We start from the raw sequence: 13,946 nt of genomic DNA on the forward strand, positions 1-13,946 counted from the left end.
TATGTCGAACGATATCTCTCTCGAAACGCCGTCGCGCCGTCACTTCATCGGCATGGCGGCGGCAACGCTCGCCGCGGGCGCATTGAGCCGCCTCGCATTCGCCGAGCCGGCCACGGGCAGTGCTGAAATCGTGCAAGTGCAGGGCAGCGACAAGACCGCGATTCGCCCGCTGCGCGCGCATGTGCCGGACGCGCAGCTCGCCGACCTGAAGCGGCGCGTCAAGTCCACGCGATGGCCGGAACGCGAAACCGTCACCGATGCATCGCAAGGCGTGCAACTCGCGACGATGCAAAAGCTGGCGCGCCACTGGGCGACGGATTACGACTGGCGCAAGGTCGAAGCGCGGCTGAACGCGCTGCCGAATTTCGTCACCGAGATCGACGGTCTCGATATTCACTTCATCCACGTTCGCTCGAAGCATGCGAATGCGTTGCCGGTCATCGTCACGCACGGCTGGCCCGGATCGGTCATCGAGCAACTGAAGATCGTCGATCCGCTGACCAATCCGACGGCGCACGGCGGCAGCGCATCCGACGCATTCGACGTGGTGATTCCGTCGCTGCCCGGCTACGGTTTCTCCGGCAAGCCGGCGACGACCGGCTGGGACCCGCAACGCATCGCACGCGCGTGGATCGCGTTGATGAAGCGTCTCGGCTACACCCGCTATGTCGCGCAAGGTGGCGATTGGGGCAACGCGGTGACCGAACAGATGGCGCTCACCGCGCCGCCGGAACTCGTCGGCATTCACACCAACATGCCGGCCACGGTGCCCGACGATATCGCGCATGCGCTGAAGTTCGGGGATCCCGCGCCCGCGGGCCTCTCAGTGGACGAAGCCCACGCGTTCGATCAACTCGATTTCTTCTACAAGCACGGCCTCGGCTACGCGCAGGAAATGGCGAATCGTCCGCAGACGCTGTATGGCATCGAAGATTCGCCGATCGGCCTCGCCGCGTGGATGATCGATCACGATGCGGCGAGCCAGGCGCTGATCGCGCGCGTGTTCGACGGTCAAGCCGAAGGACTTTCGCGCGACGACATCCTCGATAACATCTCGCTCTATTGGTTCACGAATACGGGCGTTTCATCGGCGCGGCTGTATTGGGAGAACAAGCTCAACTTCTTCGCGCCGAAGCACGTGGCGATTCCTGTAGCGGTGAGCGTGTTTCCGGACGAAATCTATGCCGCGCCGAAAAGCTGGACGGAGAAGGCGTATCCGAAGCTGATTCACTACAACCGTCTTCCGAAGGGCGGGCATTTCGCGGCCTGGGAACAGCCGCAGGCGTTTTCGGGCGAGCTTCGCGCGAGCTTCCGTTCGCTGCGTTCGGCGTAAGCGATGCACACGGCGCCTTCACGGCGTCGTGCACCTCACGCCTGCGCTTGCGCCGATCGCAGATGAATACCGAGCGCACGCCGTGCGCTCAACGCGAGCAGCGCACACGACAACGCGTTGAAGAGAAACAGCCCGCTCGGCCCGACGATCGTCATCAACGCCGACGCCAGCGCCGGGCCCGTCATTCCCCCGAACGAGAACAGCACGAGCAACAGCGCCGAAATCGCGACGCGATGATGCGCCTCCGTGCGATCCTGCACGTGCGACACGATCAGCCCGTACTGCGTGAACGTGACGGCGACGTAGACGAGCGTCGCGACCCAGGTGATGACGCGCACATCGAAGCAGAAGAGCACGAGGCTCAAGGCAGCGGATATCGACGCCGTGAAATAGACGAGACGGCGGCGATCGACCTTGTCGGAGAGGCGGCCCATCGGCCATTGCGGCACGAGTGCGCCGATCAGCGCGACGCCCATGAAGGTCGCGAGTTCGCTCGTCGAGAAGCCCGCGCGTTCGAGATAGACGGGCATCATCGCGTAGAAGCTGCTGTAGATGAAGCCCGCGAGGATGCAGCCCGGCACCGCGAGCGGCGCCGCAGCCATCATCTCGCGCACGCTTTCGCGCCAGGTGCGCGCGGGCACGCGATGCAGTCGCTCGTCCGCGACTTTCACGGGCCAGCCTTCCAGCAAGGTCACGGGCATCACGGCGGCGGCGAAGAGCGCGGCGGCAATCGAGAACTGCTGGCCGCCCGAACCCGCGCCCACGTTCAACAGGAACTGCCCCGTGCCGACCGCGAGGTAGTTGATCGCCGCGTACGAGCCGAACACCTGGCCGCGCTTTTCGTTTTCGACCGTGCCGTTGAGCCAGCTTTCGATCGACGTATAGAGGCCCATGAAGGCGAAGCCGGTCAGGAGACGCACTGCGCCGAGCGTCCACGGCGACTGCGCGGCCCCGAACGCGAGCGCGAGAATGGAAGCCGCCGCCGAGAACGCGACGAACGTCCGATGCTGCCCGATGCGGTCGATGAGCCTGCGATTGAACACCGCCCCGAGGATGAATCCCGCGTAGTAGCACGACTGGATCAGGCCGATCACGATGGTCGGATAGCCCGATTGCAGAATGCGCAGCGGGATCAGCGTCTGAAAGAGGCCGTTGCCGACGATGAGCAGCGCGTAACCGCACAGCAGCCCGGCCAGTGCCCGGTAGCTGCTGCCGGCGGCGCCGTGAACGGGCGGCGGCGCGTCCGGCGGCGCGGCGGCTGCGGGCGGCGTCTGCCGGCCGAAGAGCTTGGCTTCGGACAGCGGCCCGGTGCGCACGGCGCCGGGCGCTTCGTGCTCCGCGCCGGTCGCGTCCTGAGTGTCGTAGGAATCGCCGGCGGCCTGGTTCGTGGGATCGATTGCCTGATCGTTCGCAACTGCGTCTTCGCTCTTTGACATGACACCCTTGAAGGTCATTCTCGTGATTCCGGTTTCGCGATGGGACGCCTGAATGCGGCGTCACCGCGGCCGGTCCACTTCCGCTTCGAATGGCGGGCCTGAATGACGATGGTAACCGGCGCCGACGATGTCCGATGTTCGATTTTGTTTCCGAGTGCTTCCGGTCGGCTGACCGGGCGGCCGATGCGTCGGCGCGAGACCTGTCACAATCGCAATCTCCGACGTTCCTCGACGATGCGGTCGGGATTGCGTTTTTGCCGGGCCGTGTCATCCGACTGCGGCGCGCCAGCCGCGCCGCGCGTGTTTCTCCCATGACAAGGAGCAAGCGATGCCAACGATGCAGGCAGTGCAGGTAGCGAAAGCGAACGGTCCGCTGGAAGTCGTCGAGCGCGACGTGCCGGAGCCGCCTGAAGGACACGTATTGATCAAGGTGCAGGCCTGCGGGATCTGCCACAGCGATTCGCTCACCGTGGAAGGCCTGTGGCCCGGCCTTCAGTTTCCGCGCGTGCCGGGCCATGAGATCGCTGGCGTGATCGAGAAGGTCGGTGCCGGCGTGGAAGGATGGGAGAACGGGCAGCGTGTCGGCGTGGGTTGGCACGGCGGGCATTGCGGACATTGCGAGCACTGCCGTCACGGCGACTTCGTGCTCTGCCAGCGCGCGCTGGTGCCGGGCATCAGCTACGACGGCGGCTATGCGGACTACATGGTCGCGCCGCAGGAAGCGCTCGCGCGCATGCCCGACGATCTCTCCGATGTCGATGCCGCGCCGCTCCTTTGCGCGGGCATCACCACTTTCAATGCGCTGCGCAACAGCGGCGCGCGTGCGGGCGACGTGGTCGCGATTCTCGGTATCGGCGGGCTCGGCCATCTGGGCGTGCAGTTCGCGCGCAAGATGGGCTTCGTCACGGCCGCCATCGCGCGAGGCCAGGACAAGGCGCCGCTCGCAAAGCAGCTCGGCGCACATCATTACATCGACAGCGAATCGCAGAACGTGGCCGATGCGCTCAAGGCGCTCGGCGGCGCACGCGTGATTCTCGCGACGGCCACGAGCGGCAAGGCGATGAGCGCGGCCATCGGCGGTCTGGGGCTGAACGGCAAGCTGATCATGGTCGGGATATCGGAGGAGCCGGTCGAGGTGCCGATCACGCAGTTCATCATGGGCCGCAACTCGGTGCAGGGCTGGCCGTCCGGCACGGCGGCCGATTCGCAGGAAACGCTCGCGTTCAGCGCGTTGTCGGGCGTGAAGCCGATGATCGAGGAATTTCCGTTGTCGCGTGCGGCGGAAGCGTATGCAAGGATGATGAGCGGGAAGGCGCGGTTCAGGGTGGTGTTGACGCCTGGGAGGTGAGGGCGCGAAGGCCGTTCGGCGCGTGCGGCCGGACGGCTGAATAATTAGCGGAATCGTAATAAATGCTCGCACACTAGCGCCAAGGGGCCGTTCTTTCGAACATCGCGTGGATAATCCGGAACCTTGCAAGTTCCCTTACGCTTCGCACGTTCGATACGACTCTTTGGGCAACATGAAGAATTCAATAAGCAGGATGTGGCTCACCTGCCTGTTCGCTGTAATAAACGCTGTCGTATTTGTTTCGCTATGGGCGCGCGCGGGTTTCACGGCGCCTTCATCGGCTCTCTTGCTGGATTGGGGCGGAAACCTAGCTCCGTTCACATTGACTGGAGAATCGTGGCGTCTGTTGACGAGCGCGTTTCTGCATGTCGGCTGGATGCATCTGCTCCTCAATCTCTACATGCTGATCGTGCTCGGAACCTTAATCGAGCGCGCGATCGGATCATTGCGCTACGGGGTCGTATATCTTCTGTCCGCGCTGGGAGGAAGTCTCGCGAGCAGCTCGTGGTACGGCTTTCATGAAACCCAGACCATGCAGTTCGCGATGGGCATGTTCATTCCGACGACCGCGATTCATCCTGTCGTGAGCGTAGGGGCGTCGGGCGCACTGATGGGACTCGCCGGCGCGGCGGCCGCCTTGCATTTCCACGCATCACTGCGTAACGAGGGCACGGCTCCCGTTCAAATCAAGCCGGTTGCGATTCTTCAGGTGATCGTTCTGAATCTGCTCTCCGGATTTCAAATCTCCGGAATCGATCAGGCAGCGCACATCGGCGGTTTGTGCACGGGCTTTCTGATTGGACTCATGCTGCAATGGCTCGCTTGCGGCCCGAAGTTGGTGCGGCTCGGTGCACCGCCTGTCATCGGCGTAGTGTTTGCCGCATTGATTTTCTATTTCGCACAACACGCGGGAACGCAAGACTTGTTCGAGTGGAAAAGGGCGATGATGGAGCAGAACGCAACGCAAACGGAATAGCGCAATCCGAGCAGTTCCGATCTCTTCGACGAGTTAAAAATTCGGAATGCAGATGAAGTCAGAGCAAGCCGGATAAGAAATCGAGCTACCAAAATAAACAAGCGAGAACGATGAAACCTTTATTCGCCGACAGTCAGGAAGCACGGCCGACCCTCTCTGCCGACGGCGGCCGCGACCTTCGAAGGACTTCACCGTCCGAAGCGAAATTGCTGACTCAGGATGAGATCGACGATCTCGGCGTCAAGGCCGGAGAGCGCGTGGCAGGGCTTTCCCAGCGCATCTTGTCGGAGGTGCGCGCATCCGATATCGACCAGTTTGGCGAAAGGCTCAACGAGCTGATCGTGACGGCAAAGGACCTCGATCCCGCCGCCCTCCAGAAGCGCGGCATTCTGAGTCGAGTCACGTCGATGTTCAAGGCATCCAAGGAACGGCTGCTGGCGCAATTCGATTCGGTGGAAAAGCGCATCGGCACGCTGATCATCGAGTTGGAGAGCAATGCGAATCGGCAGAAGCGCGACATCGCCGAACTCGAACAAATGTATGCGGATAACTATGAAACGTTTCGGCAGTTCGAGCACGCTAAGAAGCTCGGTGAAGAATCGCTCGAAGCTTATCGCGCGGCGCTTGCGCTACCGCAATCCAGCGACGATGCATTCGGCGCGCAACACACGATGGATCTGCGTCGCTGCGCCAGCGCGCTCGAACAGAAAATCGACGATCTGTCTCGCGCCATGCTGATGTCCGAGCAACTCGCACCACAGATTCGCCTTGAGCAAGATCACAAGCGCACGCTCATTTCGAAGTTCGGCACGGCCAAGACCGTCCTGATTCCCGCGTGGACCAACGCGTTTTCTCTTTACATCAAGCAACTAAGCACGAAGAAAGCAGCCGATCTCGCCAATGCGACCTTCGATGCCGCTGACGCCGCGCTGCGCGCACAAGCCGATCAGTTGCACGCCAATGCAGGCGCGGTGGCGGCGCTCGGACAGCGGCCCGTCATTGCAACGGACACGTTCGCCTACACGCAGCAAAAGCTCTTCGATGCATTGGACGAAATCGCGAAGATCGTCGAAGACGGACAGCGCCAGCGCAAGGCGGACGAGCCGCGACTCAGACAACTCGAACGCGATCTCGTCGCCAAATTCAGCGATCACCGGCATTTGAAATAAATAACATCGGTAACCACGCAATGAGCACCATCAACCTTCATAAACCCGCTCTCGCGAGCCGGGCCGATAACGTTTCTATCGTGCTGAGCAAGCGCCGGCTGCCGCGTCCGCCTGTCGTGCGCGTCGCCGCCGCCCTCGACATTTCAGGCTCGGCCGAACAGCTATACAAATCCGGCGTCATCCAGGAGACTCACGATCGCATGCTCGGCATTGCGATGAAATTCGATGACAACGGGGAAATCGATACCTGGACTTTTACCGAAGGCTTCGATCGGCTTCCGACTGCCACACCTGAAAACTACGGCAGCTACATCACGGAATACGTGATGCGCAATGACGGTATTCGCAAATGGGGCGCCACGCAGTACGCACCGGTCATGGCGGATATCGTCAACTTCTTCTTCGCGCCCGAAGAACAGCGCGCAGCGCCGAAGGAGAAGCGCGGCTTCCTCAGCCGGCTGTTCGGCACGCCTGCCCCGGACCCCGCGCCGTTACCCGCGGAGCCGGCGAACAACATGCCCGCGTGGGTGCTTTTCGTGACCGACGGACAGAATCCCGAGCAGGATCGCGGACATGCGGAGAAGCTCCTGCGCGATTCGCAGAAGTTCCCGATTTACTGGTCTCTCATCGGCGTCGGCGATCCGCGTGAATTCGGTTTTCTTCGCCATGTCGCGAAGGATTTGCCCAACGTAGGGTTTTTGCATCTCGAATCGCTCGATATCTCCGATCAGGAGATTTACGAGCAACTGATTACAGAAGAATTTTGCGATTGGGTTCGCGGCAAGCAGGTCGAGAAAACATAAGCGGGCGCTCGTCACCGAGCGCTCTGAATCGAAATTCGGTCATATCAAACAATGAAACCTTTTAAACTTCCGCTCGCGTTGACTTTCATCGCGATGGCGGCGGCATTCGCGCTGGGCGGCGTGAAGGATGTCGTCCTCGTCGCGGTACTCTGTATTTTGGAAATATCGCTGTCGCTGGATAATGCCGTGGCCAACGCGGCCGTCTTGCGCCACTGGTCCGAGAAATGGCGCGACCGCTTCATGACATGGGGCCTTCCCGTCGCGATCTTCGGAATGCGCCTCGTCTTTCCGCTGCTGATCGTTGCTATCGCAGGGCACATCGGGTTCTTCGAAGCTGGAAAGATGGCGCTCGAAGCACCTCGGCAGTATGCGCAAATCCTGACTTCCGCACATCACGAAGTGTCGGCGTTCGGCGGCGCGTTCCTGTTGATGGTTTTCTTCAAGTTCATGCTCGATCGCGACAAGGATGAGCACTGGATCAGCATCGTCGAGCGTCCGCTTGCGCGTCTTGGCCGGCTGACGGCGATCGAAGTGGCGCTGACGCTCGCGGTGATTGCTATCGTCTCCACTCGGTTGCCGGACATCGAACGCGCTTCGTTTCTCGTGGCGGGCCTGGGCGGCGTGATCGCCTTTGTCGTATCGCACGGCATCGGGGATTTCGTCGGCGGTGACGAGGCAGGCAATCGCGTGGTGCGCGAAAGCGTCGCGGGCTTCCTGTATCTGGAGATGCTCGATTCGTCGTTCAGCTTCGACGGTGTCATCGGTGCATTCGCGCTGACCAACAACGTATTTCTCATTGCTATCGGACTCGGCGTCGGTGCTTCGTATATTCGCCAGATGACGCTGATACTTCTCAAGAAAGGTACGCTCGCTCAATACCGTTTCCTGGAGCATTGCGCATTCTGGGCTATCGGCGCGCTCGCGGTCATCATGCTGAGCGTGAACGTGGACGTTCCCGAAGTCATCACCGGTTTGATCGGTGCATTCACCATCGGCGCGGCGGTTATCAGTTCGATAGTCGTTCAGCGGCGTGAAGCTGTCGCGGGCGATCGCGCGTCCTGATCGCGCAAATCCGCGTGCCGGGCATGCGGCTAACAATGCAATCCAATCAATTCAACGAGAGCAGTCAGTCATGTCAATGATCAATCTTTCCAAGGGCGGCCGAATCAATTTGTCCAAGGAAGCGCCCAGCGCAAGCAAGTTCAGAATCGGTCTGGGCTGGGATGCGAACGCGACCGATACGGGCAATGATTTCGATCTGGACGTTTCGGTATTTCTTTGCAAATACGATAGTCAGAACAGTCCAAAGCTGATCTCGCAGAAGCACTTCATTTTCTATAACACCGAAATTCGCACGCTCGACCGCGAAACAACTTTCTACCAACCGGGCGACGACTGGCCGCGCAAAGGCATGTCGGCATCGGAATGTCTCGGCGTCGTTCATAGCGGAGATAACCAGACCGGCAGCGGCAACGGCGACGACGAAGTGATCTTTGTCGATACGAAGAAACTCGATGCCGCCATCGATGAGATCTCGGTTGTCGTCACCATCGATCGGGCCGAGGAGCGCAAGCAGAATTTCGGTCAGGTGCGCAACAGCTACATTGAGATATCGGAAGAGGAAACAGGACGAGTGCTCGCGCGCTATCCGCTCGAAGAAGATTTTTCGATGGAAACGGCCGTTCAAGTGGGCAGCTTCTATCGCCGCGATGGACAGTTCATGTTCAAGGCGGTCGGAATGGGCTATAACCGCGGCCTCGGCGATTTCGTGATCGCTTATGGCGGACACGTCGATCGCGCCTGAATAGCGGGACTCGAGTTGGCGCATCGGTTTAGCATGCGCCATCGTCGGAATGTGAGAAGTCGAATGCCGTCTGATCAGCCTGAACCGAAGCCGCTTGCGTTTTCGAAACCCCAACGAGATGTTCGCGAGTTGCAGCCGCGCGCGTCGGAAGAGCGCGCGGTCACGCCACTCGATTTCGGCAGCAACGCCGTGTCGGTCGATCCGTTATTCGACTCGCGCGAAGCAAGGCGGCGCGTATCGAACGCGGAGCCGGGAAAGAGTGTGTTCGGCGATCACGGGCATCCGCTTCTGAACCGGAGCTTCGAACTGGCTCGACAGCAGTTTCCGGAGCTATATCCCAAGCATGGGCCGCGTATCGAGCGCGGCATTCGTCAATTGCTTCCGCTGCGGCTCGAGACCATTTCCATGTTTGCGGATGCAGCCTTGAGAACTTGCGGTGAATCCGTCGATATCTTCATGCGCGTGACACGCGATTTCGCCGACCTCGACGCTGCCGGCCTCATGCGGCAAATGCTCGATAGCGCCACGCGCAAGCCGGGTATCCTCGATCGGTTGACAGAACACTATCTGAAACCGCAGCGACCGGAAATGGACTATCGCGAATCATTGAGCACGTTGAAGGTTTCATTGCAATCGTTCATGCCCCGCGTGCGCGTTTTGCGAGAAGAAGTCGACCACGCGCGGGAAAGCCTTGCAAGCGGACTTGCCGCATTGAGTGCGGTTTGCGATATCGATCACGGGGGCAATGCCACAGCCGCTCTCGCGCTGGGCGAACGCCGCAGCGCGGTACGGCAGGCGTTCCAGCAACTCGAATTGCTTTCGCTCCAGGTCAATGCTTTCGAAGCGGACCTCGTCGGCCTTTTGTCCAGAGCCGATCAACTGGCGAACATCACGCTTCCGGCAGCGCTGGCGGCAAGGAACCAACGCTCATGAAGCCATCCTCGAACATCGTCGCCGCCTTCGATTTCGACGGAACCATTACCACGAGCGACAGCCTCAAGGCATTCGTGTTGCACACGGTTGGCCCCGCGCGCTTTGCGGCAGCGGGCTTGCGGGCGGCGCCTCGATTGCTTGGCATGACCGCGCGACTTTGCGATCGCGGCGTCGCGAAGGCTGCGTTTCTTCGTCATGCGTTGCGAGGGATGTCTCCCGCTGAACTGGAGCGCGCCTCGCAAGACTTCTGCGCCACACGCCTCGCTCGAATGGTCCGGCCGGAAATGGTGGAACGAATCCGGCAGCATCAGGCATTGAGCCATGAGGTCGTGCTCGTGAGTGCGTCGCCTTCGCTGTACCTTCGAATCTGGGCGCAATCGGTCGGTATCGGCGTGGTGCTATCGACTGAACTGGATATCGATCGCCAAGGATTCACGGGTCGGTTCATCGGACGGAATTGTTGGGGGCCGGAGAAAGTTCGGCGGCTCGAAGCATGGTGGAACGGTAGTCGGCCACGCATGCTCTTTGCCTATGGCGACAGCCGGGGCGACAGGGAAATGGCCGCTGCTGCCGACGTTGCATGGGTCAGAGGGAATGGCGAGTTGCCTGCGCTCGATCGCTGAGTGACCTGAAACGCAATGCGATCCGTCAACCTGGCTAGTCCCCCTCTCTCGTCAGCAACGACCAGATGGCGACGAAGGGCACGGAACCGGATCGCATTGCGTGCGGATTATTGCGAACGTTATGAATGCCTCCTCCGATACCCGGATCGATCCATGCACCGCCGCCCTGCCGGAATTCGCCGGGCGTGAAGAGCACATAGGCTTCCTCGGGCGGATGGCTGTGATCGGGATAGCGCGTGTGCGGCAACATCAGCGAGAAGCCCAGTTGCACGTCATATCGGCTTTCCGCGCCACCGGGTCCGCAGATCATGCCGTGCACGTGCGCATCGATGTAGTTGTCGCCGCCGTTCACGCCCGATGAGCGGCGCGACCATCCGAGATCGGGTTCGAGCGCTTTGATCGCGCGCGCGGCGGCGCCGAAGCCGGTGTCGTCGTCGATGAAGGGCGCGAGCGCGGCGTCGAGCCACTCGCACGCGGGATAGCGCGTGTGGTGCCGCGCGCCGTCGTCGGATGGCGTTTGCAGCCGTTCGAACACGCGTGCGGCGACTTCGCGTCCGGCATGCGGCAGTTTGTCCGACTGAAAGAGCTTCTCCGCGATGGCGATGAAAGCGGCCACGTTCTCCGGACGACGACGGTTCATAAGAGCCTCCCTGACAACCAGGCGCTTCGATTCTCCATCACAAGCAGTCGGTTTCAAAGCTGCACATCGAATGCCTGTCTCCTCACAATTCCAGCACGAGGTCCGAGGTCGGGCGGCTGCAACACAACAGGCGAAATCCCTTCTGGACTTCTCTGTCGCGGATGCCGCCGTTGTGCTTCATATCGACGGTGCCTTCCAGCACGCGCGTTTTGCACGTTCCGCACACGCCTTGACTGCACGACGACGCCACAGCGACGCCCGCCTTCTTCGCCGCCGATAACACGGTCTGCGACGCGTTCATCGTGAACGACTTCGACGAGCGCGAGAGCTTGACAGTGAAAATGCCTTCAGCGGCGGGTGCTCGAGCAGGCTCGCCCGCGCCGATATCGAAGCTCTCCTCGTGGTAGCGCGCCGGATCATGGCCGACTTCGCGAAGCAGCGCGCGCACCGCGCTCATGTATCCGGCCGGGCCGCACGTGAAGACTTCGCGTTCCAGATAGTCCGGCGTCCATTGCGAAAGCAACTGAAGATTGAGGCGGCCTGTCGGACCATGCCAGTCAGCTTCATCGCCGATGCCCTCGCACACGAAGAATATGCGCAGGCGAGGCGATAGCTTCGCGAGCCGCGTCAGTTCCTCGCGAAACACGATATCGCCAGGCGTGCGCGCGCTATGAATAAAGACGATGTCTCGATCCAGACCGAGATCGATGCTTGCACGCGTCATCGACATCAGCGGCGTGACGCCGGATCCCGCGGACAGATACAGCGATTTCGCCGCGGGCGCGGCCGTCGGCGTGAACGCGCCTGAAGGTCCATACGCGCGCAAGCCGACGCCGGGTTTCATGGTGTCGTGCAGCCAGTTCGACACGGTCCCGCCCGGAACGCGCTTGACCGTGATCGACAGCAGAAACGGACGCGTCGGCGCGGACGAAATCGTGTAGCAGCGCTCGACCGATCGTCCCTGCACGTTCGCCGTTATCGTCATGAACTGACCCGGCTCGAATCGCACGGGCAGTCCGTCTTCCGTGCGGAATTCGAAGCTTCTCACATCATGCGTTTCATTGATGACGCGACAACACGTCAGCGTCTGCTGCTCGCCGCTCGGCCAGAGCCGCCCGCCATGTTCCCAGGTGGCGGCATCGGCGAAATCGAGTGGAGAAACGAAAATTCTGTCGACGGAGTTCATGGCGCTCACAAGTGCGTTTGCAATGAGCGCAGTATTGGAGCGCGCGAAATCACCGTCAACGCGCTTTATTTTCCGCCTTCCATGACTTCAACTTATGCGTGGCTTTCAGAAGCCGGCTTGCTCGTTCAACCGTCCACGGGTTCCGCGGGCGTCTCCAGATTGAGCTGATAGAACGCCGCGTCCAGCCAGCGGCCGAACTTGAATCCGGCTTCCCTGACCGTTCCCGAGTGCGTGAAGCCCAAACGGGTATGCAGGCGGATGCTCCCGTCATTCGTCGCGTCCACGCAACCGACGAGCACATGCACCTGCGCGTCTTTCGCGCGACGGATCAGCTCACGCAGCAGGCGCTCGCCGAGCCCGAGTCCGCGGCAATCGCGATGCACGTAGACGCTGTGCTCCACCGTGTATTTGAAAGCGGGAAACGCGCGAAAGGTGCCCCAGCTCGCGAAGCCCATCAGCTTGCCCGATGCATCGACCGCGCCTACCACCGGGAAGCCGCCCGCGCGTTTCGCCGCGAACCACGTCGACATGGCTTCGACGGGGCGCGGCTTGTAGTCATACAGCGCGGTCGAATTGACGATGGCTTCGTTCAGGATGTCGAGAATGGCGAGCGCATGATCCGCTTCGTTGCAGTCGATCAGGCGCACGTCGTCGCGCGGTTCGGTGGTGTTCATTCGGTATCCGTTCAGGCTGAGGATGAATCAGGTCGCGGGTGCGTCGCCGATGGCGAGGATGTAGCGCGCTGCTTTGGACGCCGGGTTGCTGAAGATCAGCGGCCGGTCGAGCCGCATCGCGAGGCAGTCGCCTTGCTGGAGCGCATGCAGTTCGTCTCCGATGACGATGTCGATGCATCCGCTCATCACCCAGACTTGCTGATGCATCGTCGATTCCCGTCCGCTTCGCTCATAGGCGACGCGCGCGCCGGGCGGAAAGTCCACTTCGACCAATTGGAACGGCGACGGCCAGCCCGGCGGGGAAAGGTTTCTGCGCGTGTAGCCGGATTCGGGATCGCGCCATTTCAATTGCTGGCGACGCCGCGCAAGCGGTTCTGCGGGCGCGCCTTCCTGCTCGCCGCCGAAAAGGCTGGCGAGCGATACGCCGAGACCGGCGGCAAGTTTGTCCAGCACGACGGCCGTGGGGCTGGCGGCGCCGCGTTCGATCATCGAAATCATCGAGCGGCTCACGCCGCAGCGGGCTGCGAGCGCGTCGAGCGTGTAGGCGCGTGCGGCGCGCAACTCGCGGATGCGGTCGGCGATGCGTTGGTTTATGTCGGTCGTCGTGGTGTCTTCTTCGGACGATGTCCGGGCGTTATCTAGCATAATGGATTTAGTTTCCAGTACGCTGGATGGCTATGTCAAGGGTTTCCGCTGGATCCCGTATTGTTATTGGTTTATTAGCACTGCCCCCGTGCGGGGCGGCAGTCACTTTCTTTGCTGCTGCAAAGAAAGTAACCAAAGAAAGCAGCTCCTCACGCCCGCGGTCACACGCAGTTTGGCCATGCTTGCCAGGTGATAGTGGGCTGTCTAAGTGTCGCCCTCATAGGCCCAACCGGGCTTGGCTCGCGCACGGTCTGACAAGCTAGTACTCACAAGAAGCTGGTTCAGCACCAAATAGCACCGGCACAGCGCTACGCGCTGCCGACGGGTCTACAAAGGAAACCAACCTATCGCACATGCAATGCGATGGAAGCGTCAG

The 13,946-nt window shown here is 61.2% G+C and carries 14 protein-coding genes; 9 read left to right on the forward strand and 5 right to left on the reverse strand.

The annotated features are described in order from the left end of the window. Window position 1: 1 nt before the first annotated feature. Entirely contained in the window at window positions 2-1,333 is a 1,332-nt protein-coding gene (locus NCS58_RS28890; RefSeq protein WP_061119564.1) for an epoxide hydrolase family protein, read from the forward strand. Between the two features lie 35 nt (window positions 1,334-1,368). Here the strand turns inward: NCS58_RS28890 and NCS58_RS28895 are convergent, their stop codons facing one another. Continuing rightward, window positions 1,369-2,769 (reverse strand): MFS transporter, encoded by a 1,401-nt coding sequence (locus NCS58_RS28895; protein ID WP_061119591.1) that lies wholly within the window; start codon window positions 2,767-2,769, stop codon window positions 1,369-1,371. A gap of 328 nt (window positions 2,770-3,097) precedes the next feature. Between NCS58_RS28895 and NCS58_RS28900 the strand changes: the two genes are divergently transcribed. The 8 genes from NCS58_RS28900 (at window position 3,098) to NCS58_RS28935 (ending at window position 10,425) form a co-directional block, all read left to right on the forward strand. Continuing rightward, entirely contained in the window at window positions 3,098-4,117 is a 1,020-nt protein-coding gene (locus tag NCS58_RS28900) for an alcohol dehydrogenase (protein WP_061119565.1), read from the forward strand. Window positions 4,118-4,223: 106 nt separating this feature from the next. Beyond that, the gene (locus NCS58_RS28905) at window positions 4,224-5,093 is read left to right on the forward strand and encodes a rhomboid family intramembrane serine protease (RefSeq protein ID WP_143756367.1); all 870 of its coding nucleotides are present in this window, start codon (window positions 4,224-4,226) and stop codon (window positions 5,091-5,093) included. 110 nt (window positions 5,094-5,203) lie between these two features. Further along, window positions 5,204-6,262 carry a toxic anion resistance protein gene (locus NCS58_RS28910; protein WP_061119567.1) on the forward strand — a complete coding sequence of 353 codons (1,059 nt, stop codon included), beginning with the start codon at window positions 5,204-5,206 and terminating at the stop codon, window positions 6,260-6,262. Window positions 6,263-6,282: 20 nt separating this feature from the next. Further along, window positions 6,283-7,065, forward strand: coding sequence for a VWA domain-containing protein (locus NCS58_RS28915; RefSeq protein ID WP_061119568.1), 783 nt, complete (start codon window positions 6,283-6,285; stop codon window positions 7,063-7,065). A gap of 51 nt (window positions 7,066-7,116) precedes the next feature. Then, the gene (locus tag NCS58_RS28920) at window positions 7,117-8,127 is read left to right on the forward strand and encodes a DUF475 domain-containing protein (protein WP_250538928.1); all 1,011 of its coding nucleotides are present in this window, start codon (window positions 7,117-7,119) and stop codon (window positions 8,125-8,127) included. A gap of 76 nt (window positions 8,128-8,203) precedes the next feature. After that, on the forward strand, window positions 8,204-8,869 hold the full coding sequence (locus NCS58_RS28925) for a TerD family protein (protein ID WP_061121829.1): 666 nt from the start codon (window positions 8,204-8,206) through the stop codon (window positions 8,867-8,869). Window positions 8,870-9,130: 261 nt separating this feature from the next. After that, on the forward strand, window positions 9,131-9,802 hold the full coding sequence (locus NCS58_RS28930; protein WP_143756457.1) for a hypothetical protein: 672 nt from the start codon (window positions 9,131-9,133) through the stop codon (window positions 9,800-9,802). Beyond that, on the forward strand, window positions 9,799-10,425 hold the full coding sequence (locus NCS58_RS28935; protein ID WP_061121827.1) for an HAD family hydrolase: 627 nt from the start codon (window positions 9,799-9,801) through the stop codon (window positions 10,423-10,425). The genes NCS58_RS28930 and NCS58_RS28935 overlap by 4 nt, the downstream gene beginning before the upstream one ends. 34 nt (window positions 10,426-10,459) lie before the next feature. Here the strand turns inward: NCS58_RS28935 and NCS58_RS28940 are convergent, their stop codons facing one another. From NCS58_RS28940 to NCS58_RS28955, 4 genes are all read right to left on the reverse strand, one after another. Next, window positions 10,460-11,065, reverse strand: coding sequence for a dimethylsulfoniopropionate lyase (locus tag NCS58_RS28940; protein ID WP_061121826.1), 606 nt, complete (start codon window positions 11,063-11,065; stop codon window positions 10,460-10,462). Between the two features lie 82 nt (window positions 11,066-11,147). Continuing rightward, complete coding sequence (locus tag NCS58_RS28945) at window positions 11,148-12,251, reverse strand: hybrid-cluster NAD(P)-dependent oxidoreductase (RefSeq protein ID WP_250478085.1); 1,104 nt, start codon at window positions 12,249-12,251, stop codon at window positions 11,148-11,150. A 125-nt stretch (window positions 12,252-12,376) separates the two neighbouring features. Beyond that, window positions 12,377-12,925 (reverse strand): GNAT family N-acetyltransferase, encoded by a 549-nt coding sequence (locus tag NCS58_RS28950; protein ID WP_061121825.1) that lies wholly within the window; start codon window positions 12,923-12,925, stop codon window positions 12,377-12,379. Between the two features lie 27 nt (window positions 12,926-12,952). Continuing rightward, on the reverse strand, window positions 12,953-13,570 hold the full coding sequence (locus NCS58_RS28955) for a helix-turn-helix domain-containing protein (RefSeq protein WP_061121824.1): 618 nt from the start codon (window positions 13,568-13,570) through the stop codon (window positions 12,953-12,955). Window positions 13,571-13,946 lie beyond the last annotated feature (376 nt).

The sequence above is a fragment of the Caballeronia sp. INML3B genome (assembly GCF_023631305.1).
Lineage (GTDB): Bacteria > Pseudomonadota > Gammaproteobacteria > Burkholderiales > Burkholderiaceae > Caballeronia > Caballeronia turbans.